Annotated in this window: 11 protein-coding genes, 2 tRNA genes and 1 pseudogene; 5 read left to right on the top strand and 9 right to left on the bottom strand. The window is 52.2% G+C overall.

The features are described 5' to 3' along the window. The first annotated feature begins 462 nt into the window (after positions 1–462). Entirely contained in the window at positions 463–1,809 is a 1,347-nt protein-coding gene (locus tag AYI96_RS07435; RefSeq protein WP_144361321.1) for an ammonia-forming cytochrome c nitrite reductase subunit c552, read from the top strand. A gap of 221 nt (positions 1,810–2,030) precedes the next feature. Here AYI96_RS07435 and hrpA read toward each other — a convergent pair whose 3' ends face one another. The 3 genes from hrpA to AYI96_RS07420 form a co-directional block, all read right to left on the bottom strand. Beyond that, positions 2,031–5,906 (bottom strand): ATP-dependent RNA helicase HrpA, encoded by a 3,876-nt coding sequence (hrpA, locus tag AYI96_RS07430; RefSeq protein WP_144361320.1) that lies wholly within the window; start codon positions 5,904–5,906, stop codon positions 2,031–2,033. Positions 5,907–6,015: 109 nt separating this feature from the next. Next, positions 6,016–6,432 (bottom strand): CBS domain-containing protein, encoded by a 417-nt coding sequence (locus AYI96_RS07425; RefSeq protein ID WP_039033326.1) that lies wholly within the window; start codon positions 6,430–6,432, stop codon positions 6,016–6,018. A gap of 198 nt (positions 6,433–6,630) precedes the next feature. Further along, the gene (locus AYI96_RS07420; protein ID WP_144361319.1) at positions 6,631–7,665 is read right to left on the bottom strand and encodes an isoaspartyl peptidase/L-asparaginase family protein; all 1,035 of its coding nucleotides are present in this window, start codon (positions 7,663–7,665) and stop codon (positions 6,631–6,633) included. A gap of 184 nt (positions 7,666–7,849) precedes the next feature. Here AYI96_RS07420 and AYI96_RS07415 point away from each other — a divergent pair, with 184 nt between their 5' ends. After that, positions 7,850–9,649 (top strand): autotransporter assembly complex protein TamA, encoded by a 1,800-nt coding sequence (locus AYI96_RS07415; protein ID WP_144361318.1) that lies wholly within the window; start codon positions 7,850–7,852, stop codon positions 9,647–9,649. Between the two features lie 44 nt (positions 9,650–9,693). After that, entirely contained in the window at positions 9,694–13,662 is a 3,969-nt protein-coding gene (locus AYI96_RS07410; protein WP_186300037.1) for a translocation/assembly module TamB domain-containing protein, read from the top strand. A gap of 144 nt (positions 13,663–13,806) precedes the next feature. Here AYI96_RS07410 and rplY read toward each other — a convergent pair whose 3' ends face one another. Further along, positions 13,807–14,094 (bottom strand): 50S ribosomal protein L25, encoded by a 288-nt coding sequence (gene rplY / locus AYI96_RS07405; RefSeq protein WP_039033277.1) that lies wholly within the window; start codon positions 14,092–14,094, stop codon positions 13,807–13,809. A 297-nt stretch (positions 14,095–14,391) separates the two neighbouring features. On the opposite strand from rplY, the gene AYI96_RS20295 reads away from it, so the two are divergent. After that, positions 14,392–14,895: a hypothetical protein gene (locus AYI96_RS20295; RefSeq protein WP_039033278.1), complete on the top strand. Its 504-nt coding sequence runs from the start codon at positions 14,392–14,394 to the stop codon at positions 14,893–14,895. Here AYI96_RS20295 and AYI96_RS07400 read toward each other — a convergent pair. Together AYI96_RS07400 and AYI96_RS07395 are read right to left on the bottom strand one after the other, a co-directional pair. Beyond that, complete coding sequence (locus AYI96_RS07400) at positions 14,783–15,331, bottom strand: DUF882 domain-containing protein (protein WP_082014233.1); 549 nt, start codon at positions 15,329–15,331, stop codon at positions 14,783–14,785. The genes AYI96_RS20295 and AYI96_RS07400 overlap by 113 nt on opposite strands. A 212-nt stretch (positions 15,332–15,543) precedes the next feature. Then, the gene (locus AYI96_RS07395; protein ID WP_082014235.1) at positions 15,544–16,998 is read right to left on the bottom strand and encodes a murein L,D-transpeptidase; all 1,455 of its coding nucleotides are present in this window, start codon (positions 16,996–16,998) and stop codon (positions 15,544–15,546) included. 203 nt (positions 16,999–17,201) lie between these two features. Between AYI96_RS07395 and AYI96_RS07390 the strand changes: the two are divergent. After that, positions 17,202–17,492 (top strand): annotated as a pseudogene (locus AYI96_RS07390) (HU family DNA-binding protein); the annotation flags it as partial. A 210-nt stretch (positions 17,493–17,702) separates the two neighbouring features. Here AYI96_RS07390 and AYI96_RS07385 read toward each other — a convergent pair. The 3 genes from AYI96_RS07385 to pgsA all read right to left on the bottom strand — a co-directional run bounded on the left by AYI96_RS07385 (position 17,703) and on the right by pgsA (position 18,600). After that, positions 17,703–17,776, bottom strand: a tRNA-Cys gene (locus AYI96_RS07385). A gap of 36 nt (positions 17,777–17,812) precedes the next feature. After that, positions 17,813–17,888, bottom strand: a tRNA-Gly gene (locus AYI96_RS07380). Between the two features lie 163 nt (positions 17,889–18,051). Then, positions 18,052–18,600, bottom strand: coding sequence for a CDP-diacylglycerol--glycerol-3-phosphate 3-phosphatidyltransferase (pgsA, locus tag AYI96_RS07375; RefSeq protein ID WP_039033280.1), 549 nt, complete (start codon positions 18,598–18,600; stop codon positions 18,052–18,054). Positions 18,601–18,616 lie beyond the last annotated feature (16 nt).

The raw sequence follows: 18,616 nt of genomic DNA, 5'->3' as shown, positions 1-18,616 counted from the left end.
AAAGTGTTAACAAACTGTATACCCCCAAGTTGGTAAACACCTGATGCCGTTGATCTGGATCATAAAAATAGCCGCCAAAAGACGGATATCACCCATTTCAACCGCCTCAATCGATTGTAATTTCGACATTTTCCGTTTTTAGCTATTCAGGCTTACATGAAATACAGCAAAGAAGTGGCCATTTCGCCAATAAAGAACGGTCAAAAAACCAACGAAATAAGTAAAATATCCCTTAGGGAGTAGTGCCCAGGCTGGGCGGGCTTTAAAGCGATAAAACGGCTATAAAAGGAGAAACTGAATCCTGTTTCAGGTCACAGAATTCAGTAAAAACAATATCTTGCGGTTGCAACGACTAACAGAGCTCCTTAGCATTATCATGCATTTTATTTGTGTCTTTTTTGTTTTCAGGGACCAAACTTCAAACGCCTGTTTGTGCGTCGTCCCAATCTAGGAGAGCCTTTAGTGAACCCCTTTACCCACCCTACTACACTACTCATTGTGCTAGGTCTGAGTCTGTCATTTTCCGTTGTCGCAGCAGACAAAACATCAAGCCTGCAATATCAGACCTGGGCGCAAACCTCAGAGGAGCAACAGCGGGAAGATATGCTTGAGAAAAACCCCGCCAGCATCATCCTCTGGGCAGGCTCGGCTTATGCCAAGGAGTACCATAGCCCCAGAGGGCATCACTTTGCCGTCGCCGATGTCAGCCACAGCCTACGCAGTGGTGTTAGCCCCAAGGCTGGTGAAAGAGGACTGTCGGCCAGCTGTTGGACCTGCAAGACACCGGATGCACCCAGGCTGATGAAAGAGCTGGGCGTCGAAGGCTTCTCGGCCAAGAACTTTGCCGAGCTGGGTCCGGAAATCCAGAACCCTGTGTACTGCTCTGATTGCCATACCCAGGGCTCAACTGAACTGGCACTGCCAAGACCTCATGCCCAGGACGCCATGGCAAAAGTGCACAAACCCTTTGGTGAACAAAATCAGTCGATGCAGCAATCACAGGTTTGCGGCCAGTGCCATGTCACTTACTACTTCCAGCCTGAGCGTCAGGACAAGGTCAATATCCCCTGGATCTTCGGCAACAGCGCCGATGAGATAGAAAAGTATTATGATGCCCGGCAGTTTTTCGAGTGGGTGCACCCGGTATCGAGAACGCCGCTGGTGAAGGCGCGCCATCCCGAGTTTGAGCACTGGAATCGCAGCGCCCACGCCAAGGCTGGTATCAGTTGTGTCACCTGTCATATGACCCAGGAAACCAGCGCCGACGGCAAATCTTTCACCAACCACAAGATAACCAACCATCTGCCGGACTTTGAAGCGGCCAATTGCAGCAGTTGTCACCAGAGCCAACAGCAAATTACCCAGCTGATTGCCGACAATAAAGCGCTACTGGAGACCAAGGCGCAACAGTTACAGGAATTACTTATCAAGGCCCACTATGAAGCCGGCGCCGCCTGGAAGGCCGGTACCCAGTGGCAACAGATAGGGTATGCCATCATGGGGATACGACATGCACAGTGGCGCTGGGACTTTGCCATGTCATCACACGGTATTCACGCTCACAACGCCAAAGAGGGTGAAGCCCTGCTGGACAAAGGCTTAGAGCAGATCCGCGCTGCCAGAGAAATATTGAGCAAGCTGAATGCCGACCTTGGCGTCACCCGAGTCGATTATCCGGACTACAGCACCAAGGCCAAGGCGCAGGCAGCCATAGGCGTGGAGCTGGAGAAACTGACCGAGGAGAAGCAAGCCTTTATCGAGACTGAAGTGAAAAAACATTGGTCCAAGGCTGCAAACTTCGGCTATTGAAGGCAAGGAGAACAATAGCCGGAATAAGAGCCAAGCCTTAATCAAAACATGTAATTTTGATTGGGGAATAAGCGGCGTTCGACAATAGCCACCGTGGGAAATATGACCGCGTACCAGGAGGGCACCAGCAGGCACTGTGTGTTCTGGCTGTGCTCTGGGCCTGCCTGGTTTTTATCACGTCCACTTTAGGAGCCAAACGCGGCTGTCAGTTGGATTTTAAGTTAAAACTGCTGCAACTGGTTAAGGATGCGCTTTTCCGATATCGGATAAGCAGTGCCCAGACTCTGGGCAAAACAGCTGACCCTGTACTCTTCCAGCATCCAGCGCACCTCGGCCAGCGCCTCCGGTACCGCCTGGCTGCGTGGCACCTTGGCAAGCGCGGCCTTGAACTCTTTTTCGGCGTTGTGAATGCTGTGCAGGTGCAAACGGTCACGGTTGGGATCCACCGGCAGCTTGTCCAGGCGCAGCTCAATCGCCTTGAGATAGCGGATCAGATCCCCAAGACGGCGCCAACCGGAAACTTCAACAAATCCCTTGAACACCAGGGCATCTAATTGGCTTTGAATATCACTCATGGCAAAAGCGATATCCAGGCTGATTTTGCCCTTGAGACGCTTACGGATCTTCTGGTGCAAGGTCAAAATCTGCTCTACCTTGAGAGCGATAACCGCTGCGGTTTCATTGAGTTCGGCCCTGACAATCTCCTTGGCTTTGGCAAAGTCATCGGCGCTTCGGATATCCAACTGCTGCTCATCCAAAAGCTGCTGAATTGCCGCGGCAATAATGTCATCTATCAGTATTTGCACCTGGCCGAACGGATTGAAATACATCGCCAGTTTGGCCTTGTTGGGCAAGGCCTGCTGTAGATGTTTCACCGGCGATGGAATATTGATAAGCAGCAGCTTTCTCAGCCCTTGTCTGTGGTGGGAAAGCGCCTGTTGTTCATCATCAAATAATTTGATGGAAACTGTATCACCGGCATCCACCAAGGCGGGGAACGCCTTCACCTCATAGCTGCCTTTGCGGCTTTGATATTCTTTCGGCAGGTCGCCAAAGCTCCATTCGGTCAGGGCGTTTTGCTCTATGCCCTTGTCTGCAACCTTGCGTATCGCTTGGTTCACCTGTCCCTGCAATGATGCCTTGAGGCTGTCGAGATCCCGGCTCTGAGCCAGGAGTTTGCCCTTATCGTCTTCCACCTTGAAGTTCATCTTCAGATGGTCGGCAATGGCGTTGAGATCGAAATCCTCCGGATTGACACGGGTGCCACTCATTCTCAGCAGCTGTTTGCACAGGGAGGGCAACAAAGGCTGGGCAAAAGGTTCCATCGCCTGCACACAGGCGCGGGCATAGTCCGGCGCCGGCACAAAATTGCGCCGCAGCGGTTTGGGCAAGGACTTGATCAGGGCAACACACTTCTCTTCCCTGAGCCCCGGCACCTGCCAGTCAAAATCGATTTCATCCAACTGATTGAGCAGCGCCACCGGAATAAGCACAGAGACGCCATCATCCTCGGCCGCCGGTTCAAAATGATAACTCAGCTTGAGGCTGAGGTTGCCCTGCTGCCAGCTGTCGGGGAAGTCCAATGCCGATACATGGGTGTCATCCCTTTGCATCAAGAGTTCGCGGCTGAAATTGAGCAGCTCAGGGGTCTTTCTCCTGGCCTGTTTCCACCAGGTGTTGAATTTGGGCTGGTTGTATATCCCTTGTGGAATGCGCTCATCGTAGAAGGCGAACAAGGTATCGGTATCCACCAGAATGTCGCGCCGCCGCGATTTGTGTTCGAGATCTTCCACCTCTTCAAGCAACGCCTGGTTGGCCTTGAAGAAGGCTTCATTGCAGCGCAGCTCACCCTCGGCCAGAGCCGAGCGAATAAAGATTTCCCGAGCCTTAACCGGCTCCAGCGGGCCAAATTGTACCCGGCGGCGGTTAACTATGGTGAGGCCATAGAGCACCTGATTTTCCAGGGCGATCACACTGCCCTGTTTGGCTTCAAAATGGGGCTCATTGTGCTGCTTCTTGACCAGATGCGCCGCCAGAGACTCGAGCCATACAGGGTCTATGCGGGCGCAGGTACGGGCGAACAGGCGTGATGTTTCGGTAAGCTCGGCCGCCATAATCCACTTGGGGCCCTTCTTGGCCAGCGGTGAGCCGGGAAACACAAAGAAACGTCGGTTGCGGGCCCCCAGATACTCGTTGTCTTTATCCTTGAAGCCGATATGGCTCAGCAGCCCCGAGAGCAGCGCCTGGTGCAGTGGCTCATATTCGGCGGCCTGACTGTTGAGGCGCCACTTGAGGTCGTGCACACTCTGACGCAGCTGGGCATAGAGATCCTGCCATTCGCGAATACGCAAATAGGCCAGATACTCGGCCTTCACCTGCTTGCGGAACTGACTGGATGACAGGCTCTTCTGTTGCTCTTTGAGGTACTGCCACAGATTGAGCCAGGCAACAAAGTCGGAATCTTTATCGGCAAAACGGCGGTGGGCCTCATCAGCGGCCTGTTTCTTCTCATGTGGCCGCTCACGGGGATCCTGAATCGATAACCCGGCGACAATCACCATCACTTCATGCAGACAACCCAGCTTATTGGCTTCAAGCACCATGCGGGCCAGGCGGGGATCGACCGGGATCTTCGCCAGATCGCGCCCGAGCGGGGTCAGTTTCAGCGCCCCTTTGTGTTTGCTCACCGCCTGCAACTCTTCGAGCAGCAGGAAGCCGTCGCGGATATGGCGCGGATCCGGTGGCTGAATGAAGGGGAAACCCTCAATGTCACCCAGGCCTATGGCCAGCATCTGCAGGATCACGGATGCCAGGTTGGTGCGCAGAATTTCAGGATCGGTAAACTCAGGCCGATTGATAAAGTCCTGCTCGTCATAGAGGCGAATACAGATCCCCGGCCCAACCCGGCCGCAACGTCCCTGGCGTTGATTGGCACTGGCCTGGGAGATGGGCTCAATCGGCAAACGCTGCACCTTGGTGCGATAGCTGTAGCGGCTTATCCTGGCAGTACCCGGGTCGATAACATAGCGGATCCCGGGCACAGTCAGCGAGGTTTCGGCCACGTTGGTGGCCAGTACAATACGCCGCCCTGGATGCGGCTTGAATACCTTGGACTGCTCGCCGTATGACAAACGGGCATAAAGCGGCAAGATCTCGGTATCGCGCAGGTTACGCTTTTTCAACTGCTCGGCGGTATCGCGGATTTCGCGCTCGCCGTTCATGAAAATCAGAATGTCCCCCGGGCCTTCGCGACAGAGCTCATCGACGGCGGCAAAGATGCCGTCCATCAGATCCAAGTCGGCGTCGTCATCCTGCAACAGGGGGCGATAGCGGGTTTCCACCGGATAAGTGCGGCCGGACACTTCCACCACGGGCGCATTGTCAAAATGCTTGGAAAAGCGCTCCACATCTATGGTGGCCGAGGTGATGATCAACTTGAGATCCGGGCGCTTTTGCAAAATTTGCTTCAGATAACCCAGAATAAAGTCGATGTTGAGACTACGCTCATGGGCCTCGTCTATGATGAGGCAATCATACTGACTGAGCCATTTATCCGATGCCAGTTCTGCCAGCAGGATACCGTCTGTCATCAGCTTGATATAGGAGTCCTGGGAAACCGCATCGGCAAAACGAACCTTAAAACCCACCGCCTGACCCAGCTCTGTCTTGAGTTCATCGGCAACCCGGCTGGCCACGCTGCGGGCCGCCAGGCGCCTGGGCTGAGTGTGGCCAATCAGACCACGGCTGCCAAGCCCCAAGTCGAGACAGATTTTGGGCAGCTGAGTGGTCTTGCCCGAGCCGGTTTCACCGGCCACTATCACCACCTGATGATTGATGATGGCCGAGGCGATTTCATCGCGCTTTTGTGACACCGGCAGCTCATCCGGATACTCGATGACAGGTCTGTCTGCCAGCCTTTGCTGCGCCCTTTCATAAGCCTGCACCGCAGCTTCACTGAGCTCGGCGAGTTTTTGCTGTTTGGCTTCTGAGTCGGGGCTTTTTTTCAAGCGGAACAGGCTGCGGCGAATGCGCGCCGCATCGGCCTGAAAGCAGAGATCCAGATATTCGCGGGAGATAGGGTGCAGCTTAGCGTTCAAAACCTGTGTCCATTGGGGATCAAAAACGGCGATCCTAACAAGGATACGCCGTCTTGGGTATGCTTACTGACTGATAACGCCCAAATTTCAGTCAAATCAAGCGCAGTTGTCAGGCCGGGGTCAAATAACACTGCTGCATATAGCTGTTCATGGCCTTGAGCACATTGGTACGGTTGATGGTGCCCACCACCTTACCATCTTCCAGCACAGGGTATATTTTCGGTTTCTGCCCCAGCATCTGCTCGGCCAACTGCAACATGCTGTCATCCGGCCTGACCCAAAGGACATCGGCGCGCATGCAGTCGCGCACCACGGCGGTCAGATCGCAGTGATAACTGCTCTTGAGCATGGCGGCCATGCAGTCTTGCTGTGACAAAAAACCCACCAGGCTTCCTGCTGCATCCACCACGGGCGCCCCGCCCTTATTGGCCTCAAGCAGTTTTTCCACCGCAGTGGCTATCGACATATCCGCCTTCAACAGCACTGGCTGACGGTCCATATGATCACGTATTTTTATTGAATCCATAGCTTTCCCCAAGTTCAAAACGGCTTCATTGTTCAGTGTAGCCAATATTTTGCCCTTGGGGTTAAAGCCAACAGCGATTGCCTCAATCCAAAATTTTATGCTTCTTGCACAGGACTTGGGCCATTTACTGCGAACCACGCCTTGCTTCCAGGCCTGTAAGCCGATGCGGTGCACAGATGGGACTTGCTCACACCTTCCTTAGTTATCTCGCCAGATCATCACTTCCGCCGCTTGATTGCTCTTGCGCCAGGCACGGTACATGCCTTCGGTATTGAACGGCGTTGCCACATTGCCTCTTTGGTCTATGGCTATCACCCCGCCACTGCCGCCGGCAGAGATCAGCCGCTGATTGATCACTTCATCGGCGGCCTGCAGAATCGATTTTTGCTGGTACTTGGCCCTGGCACAGATATCACCGGCCACATGGAAACGGATAAAGTACTCACCGTGACCGGTCGCCGAAACGGCGCAGACCCCATTCTCGGCATAAGTGCCGGCACCTATCACAGGTGAATCACCGATACGGCCATAACGTTTGGCTGTCATGCCACCAGTCGAGGTCCCTGCCGCCAGATTGCCCTGCTTGTCCAATGCCACTGCGCCGACGGTGCCGAACTTATAATCGAGATCCAGAGGACTCAGGCGCGCCTGAAAGTCTTTATTGGCTTCGGCGGCGTTGATTTTGGCCTTGGCATCGAGAAGCTGTTGATAGCGCGCCTTGCTGTCAAAACGGTTGCCGGGCACCAGCTCCATTCCCATCGTCAAGGCGAACTCCTCGGCGCCCGCTCCCGAGAGCATCACATGTTCTGACTTGTCCATCACGGCTCTGGCGAGATCGATTGGATGAAGTATATGTTTAACCCCGGCAACGGCACCGGCATTCATACTCTTGCCATCCATGATGGAGGCATCCAGTTCATGACTGCCATCAAAGGTATACACGGCGCCAATACCGGCATTGAATAAAGGGCTGTCTTCCAGCACTCTGATGGCGGCCTGCACCGCTTCCATGCTGGCGCCGCCCTTATCCAACACCTTATAACCGGCATTGACGGCTTCGGTAAGTTTGTCACGGTAGGCTTTTTGCTGCTCTTCAGTCAAAGCCGCCTTGGATATGGTGCCGGCGCCGCCGTGAATGGCAATTGCAAACGGCACCTCTGCAGCCTGAACCGACATCATACCTCCCAGCAGGAGTCCCAGGCTCAGACTTAGATTTTTTATTTTTGTTTTCATTGTATTGCTTCCATATTAACGACTGCTGTCTTTGTAACCATTTTAGGTCGGGATGGCAATCTGTTACTTGCCTGAGCCGAGATCTGAGGCGACAATAGCAATAATGTAACGCTAAACAAAAGTTCTGATTTCCTTGACCAAAAACAGTCGCTTTCCCGCATATATCCTGAGTTTTGCGTCGATCATGCTGGCCAGCCCCCGGGCAAATGGCGCCGATGATCCTCTGCTTAATCTCCGCATCGAAGGGGTATCGGGCGAGCTTGAGAAAAATATCCGCGCACACTTGGGTAACTTTCCTGAATCCAAGGTGCAACGCCGTGCCTATCTGTTTAATGTCAGCGACAGTGTCGAGGCCGCGCTGGAATCCATGGGCTATTACCATGGCAGGCTGGAACAGGAAATCAAGGAAAACGAACAAGGGCCGTGGGAGCTCAAGCTTACAATTACCCCAGGAGAAGTCACCCGTTTGCAATGGGTCGATATCCGCCTCGAAGGTGAAGTGCTCAACGACCCCTGGATCAATCGCTGGCTCAGCCAGATCAAGATCAAACCAGGCGATCCCCTCAACCACGGCGATTATGAACAGATAAAATCGCAACTAATATCGCTGGCGCTGGCTCGCGGCTATTTTGACGGCCATTATCAGAAATCGGAGATCCGAGTGAATCGCGATCTCAATCTGGCACAACTCAACCTGTATTTTGACTCGGGCAAGCGTTACCAGTTTGGCGAGGTGAGCTTTGAGGGCCACAGCCTGCAGCCGCAATTGCTCGAAGATTTGGTGCCATTCCAACCCGGCGCCCCCTACAGTACCCGCAAAGTCACACAGCTTAATCAAGAATTATTGGATACCGGCTATTTTTCCAATATCAAAGTGTTACCTCAAATTGACAAGTTGACTGAAGACAGCATACCTGTGCGGGTCGAACTGAGCCCAAGACCGGATCATTCTATAGAACTGGGTCTGGGTGCCGATATCGGCTCCAGTACAGACAGTAATCTGGATCCCAGAGTCAGAGTGACCTGGCGTACTCCGCAGCTCAACAGTTACGGCCACTCTCAGGAAACCAGCATAGAATGGTCGAGAGACAGACCCAAATTCCTCTCGACTTATACCATCCCCCTGACTCACCCTTTGGATGACCAGCTCAAGATCCGTGTCGGCCTGCTGAGGGACAAATACGGTGTGACCCAAGACTATGTGCCAGAGGATAGGGACTTTAGCAACACAGGTCAGTTGGAATCGACCAAGAAGCTTTTCGGAGTTGGCCGCAGCAAGCGGCTCAATAACGGTTGGCTTCTCAATTACTCGCTGGAGGCAATCCAGGAAAGCTATACCCAGTCAGGCGTTGATTATGACCCACAATTCCTGTTGTTTGGCACCACGCTATCGAAGACCAGCCGCGGCGACAATAGCCTGGACCCCAAGTCGGGTTTCAGGCAACTTTATAGCATTGAATATGCCGATCCTTCGCTGGGTTCAGATGTTCGCCTGACCCGGATGCAGGCCAAGTTCAAATGGATTGAGACTTTCTTTGACAAGCACAGATTTGTCTCCCGGCTCGATCTCGGGGTCAACCTGGCAGCCGAAGGCGATCTGGCCATCATTCCTCCCTCATTGCGTTATTTTGCCGGTGGCGATCAGAGTATTCGTGGTTACAGCTACCAAGAGCTCGGCCCCCACCTGGATTACACCAATGACAAAGGCGGCCTGTCTCGGGAAGTTGTCGGTGGCCGCTACCTGGCAGTCGGCAGCCTGGAGTATCAATATTACCTGACCCCAAGCTGGCGCGTGGGCACCTTTGTCGACGCAGGTAACGCCTTTGATGTCAATCAATTTGATCCTGTGGTTTCTGTAGGTGGTGGTATTCACTGGATATCCCCCATAGGTCCCATCAAACTGGATGTGGGCTTTGGCTTGCACGAATCCGATGCCGAAGACAGACCCTGGCGTATTCACCTTACCATGGGGACAGAATTATGAGCCAACCCCCGATGCAACAGGAACCCAACTCAAGCAACAAACAAATGGCAAAGAAACCGTCTCCCCGTTGGCTCAAGTGGCTGAAGTGGTCTACCCGTACCCTCTTGTACATTCCGCTCGGCTTGCTGGTGCTATTGGCACTCTTGCTGGGCACGGCGCCCGGTAGCCATCTGGCAATATTTATTGCCAGTGCTCTGGTGCCGGATCTGGAGCTGGAATATGCTTCCGGCACCCTGAACCGGGAGCTGCAACTCAAACAGCTTCATTGGCAGATGGATGGTATCAGTGTCGGTGCGGATGCCTTGACCCTTGCCTGGCAACCGGCCTGCCTTTTGCAAAAACAGTTATGTGTCGACACCCTGGAGTTAACAACAACCCGGGTCAACATAGACACCCAGGCCTTAGCCTCAGATTCAGAGGCAGAGGAAGAAACGCCAAGCTCGGAAGAGCTGATACTGCCCTTTGGCATCAGCCTGAAACAAGCAAGCCTCACGGATATTCAAGTGCGGGTTGATGAGATGCACTTTGATGCTGCGGCATTGAATACCGCAGCCAATTGGCAGGAAAGTGGATTACAAGTCATCCAGCTTGAGAGCCGCGGGCTCAGCGTGCTGCTCCCGGAGTCAAATTCGCCAGAAGCGCAAGCGGCAGACAAAGACAAATCAGCCGCCGCGGCTAAGCAACAAAAAGCGGCGCAAAAAACCGAGACTGAACAATGGGTGCTGGCGAACATGCCAAAGGTTGCCATGCCTTTCCCCATCTATTTAAAACATGCCGAATTGCTGAACTCGCGTCTGCAAATTATGGGTAGAGATGACAACTTCCAGGAGCTGCGTCTCAGCGCCAGCTACATAGACGCCGAGCTGCGAGTCAACGAGCTTTATGCCAAACACACTGATGCCAGTCTGTCGCTGGAAGGTGAACTGACTCTGGATAAGCACTGGCCCATGGCACTGACGGCGCAACTGGAGTTACAGCGTTTACCTGAACTACCGGGACTCGAGCAGCAACAGCTGGATCTCACCCTCAAAGGTGATTTCAGCGACTTGCAGCTTAAGGCCAAACTCAGTGGCAAGCAGAGCCTGGCGCTCAATGCCAGTGTCAACCTCACCAAACCGGAACTGCCCTATTCACTGAATATCTCAGAAGGAGAACTGCACTGGCCCTTTGACCTTGCTCAGTACAGTGTCAACGGACTAGAGCTGGAAAGTCGCGGCGACCTCAAGCAACAAACCGCCAGCCTGGTTACACAACTAAGTACCCCCTTCTACCCCGAACTAAACCTCAATACCCGCCTGGTACATCGAGGCCAAAGACTCAAGATTGAAGAGTTCAGCGGTGACAGCAGTGCCGGTAAAGTAATGCTTCTGGGGACGCTGGATTATGCCCAAGCCATAGCCTGGGATGCAAAGCTCGAACTTTCACATTTCAACAGCGGCGCGATAACTCTGCCGACAGCGAAGGAAGCTGCCAAAGAAAAAGAAGCAAATAGCCAAATCACCCAAAATAATAACACCAGCGACAGCGAAGCAGTCAGTGCACAAAGCCAAGCTGACGAAAGCAAATCTGATGAAAGTCAGGCTGAAGATACGCCGGTGATCCCATCCAGCGATATTAGCGGCCAGCTTGCCACTCGTGGCAGTTGGCAGGACGGCAAATGGCGAGTGAGTCTCAAACAGGCTCAACTTCATGGCTTATTGGACCGCCTGCCCTTTGAACTGACTGGCGATCTGGAGATAGATGATTCGCTTGAGCTCAGCAGCCAGGGATTATCGCTGCGGGCACTCAATACCCGCCTGGACCTTTCCGGCAGCGCCAAAGAGCAATGGGATCTCAGTGCCACATTGGACGTGCCCGATTTCAATCTCTGGCATCCCGATGCGTTTGGTTCGTTAACTGCCGATATCCAAGTGGTGGGAGATGCCAAACACCCACAGGTACAGCTAAGGGCCCAGACCCAGAGCATCAGATTTGGCGATCTCAACCTCAGTGGCAGCCAACTCAAGGCGCTCTATGCACCACTGGATCTGCATGAGTTTGCCTTGTCGCTGAAAACAGGTGAGTTTGACGGCGCAGGAATTCATCTTGATGGCATCACTCTCAGGGCCAAGGGCAATGAACAGCGACAGAAACTGGGACTGGAAACCCGGGGCGATTTGCAACTGGATACTGCCATCCACAGTAAACTGGATCTCACCAAACAAAAGGCCAACATAGAACTTAGCAAATTCAACTTGGGATCCGTTCTGGGACTCTGGCAACTTGAACAAACTGCGTCACTGGACTGGGATCTCAAGCAAAGCCGAGGCGAGCTCAGCGCCTTTTGTTTAAGCCATCCATCCAGCCGACTCTGCCTGACCGATAATGTCAGCCTGACCGATAATGTCAGCCTGACCGACAAGGGGGAAGCCAAGTTGCACTATCAAGGGCAACCTGGGCAACTGCTGGCCAAGCTGTTACCCGAGCGCTTCACTTGGCAGGGCGATGCCTCGATGGATGCCGCCGTCGCCTGGAAACCCGGCGCGCGTCCACAGGGCCAGCTCAACTTCCAGCTGGCCCCCGGAACGGTAAGCCTTAAACGCAAACAGCAAGCCAGCGCCAGCATCGACTATCAGGCACTTACACTCAAGGCCACCTTGGACGATGATGCACTGAGAAGCCATATTCTGTTCAATTCCGATGCTCTAGCCCGCTGGGAAAGCCAGTTGGATATCAAGGTAACTCCGGATAGAAGCCTCAGTGGTTACGTCAATATTGACCAGGTCAACCTGCAACTGCTTGGTCAGTTTATGCCGCAGCTCGAAACCATTGAGGGTTTACTCGCAGCCAACTTAACATTGGCTGGCAGCCTCAACAACCCCGAACTCAGCGGCCAGCTCAGTCTGCGTGAAGGTGCCCTGGCTAGCACAGCCAACCCGACTAAACTGGAGCAAATCTCCCTGGACCTGGCTTTTGTCGGCCAAACCGCCGAGCTCCAGGGCCAATGGATGATGGGCAGCGGCCAAGCCAATCTCAGTGGTCAGTTGCGCTGGCCACAGGGTCAATTCAGTGGCGATATCCAGCTCAAGGGACAAGAACTCGGCGTTATTCAACCGCCGCTGGCCATTGTCAATATCAGTCCGGATATTCAACTGCATTTCAGCCCGGACGCGCTCGATATCTCGGGCGAGATAAAGGTACCTTCCGGCAACATCAAGGTGGTGCAACTGCCAGCCGGCGGAGTGAGCGTATCATCCGATGTGGTGTTCAGTGACTCCATTTCGGAGCAGGAAGTCAAAGCATCGCCAATGGCCCTGAGTGCCAATTTGAACATAGATGTCGGTGATAAGCTGGCTATCGATGGTATGGGTCTCAAAGGGATGTTGGTGGGTACCTTGCGCATGCAACAAGCGCCCCAAAAGCCGCCGCAACTCTTTGGTGATATCAAGGTGGTTAACGGCAGCTATAAATTCATGGGTCAGACGCTGAAAATTGCCACAGGTGCGGTACAGTTTGTAGGGCCTATGCAGATCCCCAACCTCAATATCGAAGCCATTCGGGAGATCCGCGATGAAGATATTACCGCCGGGGTACGGATCACGGGTACCCCCAAAAAGCCAATAGTGACCCTATTCTCCAACCCGGCCAAGGAGCAGGCGGAGATCATTTCCTATATCGTTCAGGGGAAAGGTTTTGGTGCAGGAAACGAACAGAACAACTCACTGATGATGGGCGCCGCGCTGTCGCTGAGCTCCCAGGTTGATGGTGGCGCCATTTCTACCTTGGGTGACACAGCTGCTGGGCTGGTGGAGATGTTTGGTTTCTCCAATGTGCAGTTGGATACCAATGATGATGGTAAAGTTGCCATCAGTGGCTATATAGGCAAAGATCTAATGATCAAATACGGTGTCGGTGTATTCAACCCAGGCTATGAGATGACAGTCCGTTACTATCTGTTGTCGCAGCTCTATCTGGAAAGTGTATCCGGCACTCTGGGCCAGTCTCTGGATATCTACTACAGCTTTGATCTTTAAGCGGTAAACACCTCTCGGCAGCAGATACCAACCTTGCAGGCCGCGGCGACTTACCGGACATAAACATGCGATTCTGACTTAAAAGTTAGAATACAGACATAAAAAAAGCGCCCTCAGGGCGCTTTTTCAACATCCAATTATCGATTAAGCGTAAACGAAGTCTACGTGCTCAATCATTGGCTTGAATACGTGACGCTGCATAGCCTGGGCACGTACTTTAACTTCTTTACCGTCCAGAACTATAGTCAGATCGCTGGTATAGAAGTCTTCGTTGGTTTGGATGTTGATGATATCTTTGTGTTCAAACACGATAGCAACGGCTTCTTTGCCGGCGCCATAGATAACACCTGGAACTTTCCCGTCACGACGCAGGCGGCGGCTCGAACCTTTCCCAATCTCAGTGCGGGTTTGTGCTGGAATAGTGTAAGACATAATAATACTCTTTAAATAGTCAATAACTGGCAACTATTTTCGACCAATAGCTGCCTTCATATAAAGCGGGCGAATACTAGCACAAAGACAACAAAACAAACAAGTTGATTTGGCCTTTAAAGGTAAAAGCAAAACCTACTTCCCCACTATCCTGCTGTTGCTCATCTGTAACATCTGTAATCATTACGAAAAGCCATTGCTTAGCAGAAGTTTTACCCTGATCGAGATCACAATTTTTCCATCCAGCTGCTGCTACCCTGCTTTCAGTAATCTGGTTTTATTACATGAAGCAGGCCGATGAACGCCAATCTGCAGCAACTGATACGGGATGATAGCCTGTGCTATAAACTAGCCGCGGAACTCCATTACCTGATCGAACATGCTCCCTTTCAACAAGAGAAGCTCGACCTGATTTTATTGGAGTTTCTCGCCTGTAATCAGCAGAAAAGCGGCCATCTGTTACACCTGATGCGTGCCTGCAGTTGTCCGGATCTTATCGAGCAATTGAGCTCAGATGCCCTTTTTTATGACAGACTCAACACCTTGGTCGCCGACTGGCAACAAACTCGCGAACTGTTACGTCTCAGATTCCAATTCAGCGAGTTGATGGCACTGCTGGAAGACAGAAAACCCCGCGAACAGAGCTTTATCCGCAGGGCAGAAACCGATCTTTCTATGGTAGAAAAACCTACCAACTGCGCACCGGCCCGCAGTCAATGTGGACAAATCCCGACTTCGGATAATAACCGACTCCCCCTAGTTTTAATGACAGGGCAGCCTCACGCAAAGTCTGAAGTTTAACACCGGGGATCGCGATATCCATCGCCATACCCCGCATATGGTAACTCTTCTTGGCTACACCGCTACTCTTACCGGCCAACATGGCGTTGGTTTTAGGCGAACGATAACCTGAAATCACGTGGATCTCTTCAGAAATCGACAACGTCTGCTGCAAATTGAACAGAAGATCGAACAGACGTTTATCCATGGGAGCCGCCAGGTTCTGCCTATGATCCCTAAGCAGATGGCTGAACTGAGACAGAGTGCTACTCTGATAATGACCGTCTTTCCAATAAGTCCCATCACCACGCTCCCCTGTATGGCGATTATAAAAACTCAGGTATCGACTACCTTTGGTAGACCGACTCGCCATCGCTTTTGAAGGAAGCATAGAAACCATTGCCGCGCCACCAAGACCCATCAACAACTGCCTACGGGCAGGACATACTACTGACACTTATTCACCTTGCACAAAAAACAACCACAAGGCGGCAAATTATACGGGATTAACGCCAAGGTCAAGCGCCGATTTGGCCCCAGCGCAGGTAAACTTTTCTCGGGGAGCAGGCGAAAAATGGGATAATTCCTTGTGCCATATTAAGTTAATGCGACAGGCTTAACGTTCGGTCAATGCGGCAAAAAATCAGTTAATGATAATGCCGGTATACCTCAAGGGCCTAACAAATGCGCTTCACTCCCCGACCGCAGCTCTGGCTTGTTAGCCCATTCAGTATCCAATCTCGTCTGTGCCTCAGTAGCCACCTTAACCCCCGGGCTCAACTGATAGATGTCGCTGCGAAATTGCGCTCTTTCCCGCTCATCTATCCAGGCTGTCCAATAAACCAGATGAACAGGCAGGCGCTGTTCAAATGCAAACCATTGAGTGGTGTGATAATCACTCTGCATCCGTTGCCAGCTTCTCTTATCCCGTACCAGATTATTAGCCATCCAGGACGCCAACTCTTCCACCTTGTCGACCCGAATACAACCTGAAGATAGGGCGCGATTGGCCCTGGCAAACAGATGCTTGTCCGGTGTGTCATGCAGATAAACACTAAAGCCATTGCTGAAATGAAATTTGTAACGCCCCAGGGCATTATCGGCACCCGGTTGCTGCACCAACCGATAAGGGAAACGGCCTCTCGCCTCTTTTTGCCAGGCTTCGGCACTCTCTTCAACTTTATTGCCCTGATAATCATAGACATTGAAATGCCGCTGCTGCAGATATTCACCGTCTTTACGGATCTGCGGCAGTAAGTCGCGCCTCAATATGCCCCTTGGCACAGTCCAGGTTGGATTCAAAACAATGTTGGATATCTCACTGCTGAGCAGTGGGGTTTGACGATAAGGTTTACCGACTATGACCTTGGATCGTAGTTGCACCTGGTTGTCATCCACCAGAGTCAACTCAAACGCCGGGATATTCACCAACAGGTAACGCTTCCCCAACTGCTGTTTATAAACGGTGCGAGCGACGAAATTGCTGGCCAGCATGCGGGCACGTTGCAATGGTTCAGTATTGAGCCAACGCAGTGTATCTGGTCCTATGATGGCATCGGTTTTAAGCCCGTGGCGGGACTGAAACACTTCTACCGCCGAAGCCAACTGCGGTGAATAAACCTTGTTTTCTCCCGGAGTCTCCTCAAGATCGCCAAGCCAATATAAACGCCTGGCAATCGTCGGGATCAGCAGATGGCTATCACCTGGGCGTAACCAACCTCCGGGATCCAACCTAGGCCATTGATGCCGCTCTGCGAGCCAGATCAAATAGCGTATCCGGCTGCTGGTTGCCAGATAATCATCCCCCTGAGGTTCCAGCGCCAGCGCTCGGCTGAGCGAATCCGCATCAGAAGCTAGCGTGTTGAAGGCCAAAGGAACGCCGCGGCGCTTCCAGAAATACGCAATATCCTGCTCTATGCCCTCACGCAACTCCAACTGTAGATTGAGATCACCACGGCTCATGGAACGTAAATCTTCGGCGAACTCTTGCCCTTCTGGCAGCAGAGCCAGCAACTGCAACTGATTATTCAGGGTCCTGAGCGCGGCATCATCGGCTTTCACTGTAAAGACCGCACTGCAGAGGAGCACAATGATCAGTAAAGGCATTAACACGCACTTTGTCATATCGGCCTCCCGGGACATAAACTCAATTATGGCAAATATGCGCCGTGATTCGATGATATTTTGCAAACAACGGGCTGAATAGCCGTTGATTAACATGGAGCATTAACAGGCAACTTATTATTAGCGATTGATAATTAACCAGTTATCAGCACAAGCCTGTGATCATAGAGCTTATTCTGATATAAAATCCTGCCAAAGTAGTAACAGGCAATATAATGAACAGACAAATGCTCATTCGGCAGATGGCCGAAAGACAACAGATCTCAAAGGCTCAGGCCAAAGTACAACTGCAACATATTTTCGCCAGCCTTACCCAGGCTCTCAGTGAAGGTGAAAAGGTTTATCTGCCGCAATTCGGCACTTTCGAACTCAGATACCACCTTCCCCGCAACGGTCGTAACCCACAAACAGGCGAACCCTTGGAGATTGCCGGCAGCAATCAGCCAAGCTTTAAAGCTTCCCCATCACTGAAACAGGCACTACAGCAAGATTAATCCGTTCTCGGGGCAGGATCTCTGCCCCTTCACAAAAGGCGATGCCTGTTTTCAGCCAAAGGTAACGATACTGACGCTTGTATCTGAAGTTTGGGCCGGGATTGGATCTGATATAAGTCAGCCGCCATTACGGACGTAAGCTTGGCTTGAAAACAAGTAATAAGTTTGCTTGGAGTGACTTTAAGGGAATTCAATGAGGAGGACTAAATTTGGAGGCGCGACCCGGAGTCGAACCGAGATCGACGGATTTGCAATCCGCAGCATAGCCATTCTGCCATCGCGCCTTCTTGGGATCACAGCATCTGAGTGCCATGTAAGATTGGAGCGACATATCGGGTTCGAACCGATGACCTGTACCTTGGCAAGGTACCGCTCTACCAACTGAGCTAATGTCGCATCACTTTTCTTGCTTTGTATTCAGAGCCAGCCCTGACTACGGATTGGCATTCTACGCTTTTAACCCCGACTGTCAACGAAGAATTAGTGCTTAACTGTTTGCTTGAACACTAAATAATCTTATCGAAACATTATTGTGCAACCAGGTACAAATTAGCGCCTTTTAACCGGCTATCAGATCCTTCCAGGCGGCCTTGATATAGCTGATCATCGACCAGAAGGTTAAGAAAGCCGCCACATACAGCAAGGCGTAAGCGGCATATATCATCCAATCACCCTGCTTCCAGATAAGGCCGATAATTGCCACCATCTGAGCAGCAGTCTTGTACTTGCCAATCCAGGATACCGCCACAGCACCGCGTTTACCTATCTCTGCCATCCACTCACGCAGTGCCGATATCACCAACTCACGTCCTATCATAAACATCGCCGGCAGGGTCAGCCAGATAGTGTTGTAATCTTCGACCAATAGCACCAAAGCCGTGGTCACCATTAGCTTATCGGCTACTGGGTCAAGGAAGGCGCCGAAACGAGTGGACTGCTCCAGTTTACGGGCCGCATACCCATCCAAGGCGTCAGTAATAGCTGCAAGCCAGAAAACAAATGCAGCAACAAACGGTGCCCAAGTGTACGGAAAGTAAAATACCAGAACAAAAACAGGCAGTAAGAACAACCTAAACCAGGTAAGGGCGATGGGTATATTAAACGGCATGATAAAACCAAATAAT

It is taken from the genome of Shewanella sp. MSW, assembly GCF_007636515.1.
Classification (GTDB): Bacteria; Pseudomonadota; Gammaproteobacteria; order Enterobacterales; family Shewanellaceae; genus Shewanella; species Shewanella indica.
This window is presented reverse-complemented; position numbering and strand designations above follow the sequence as displayed.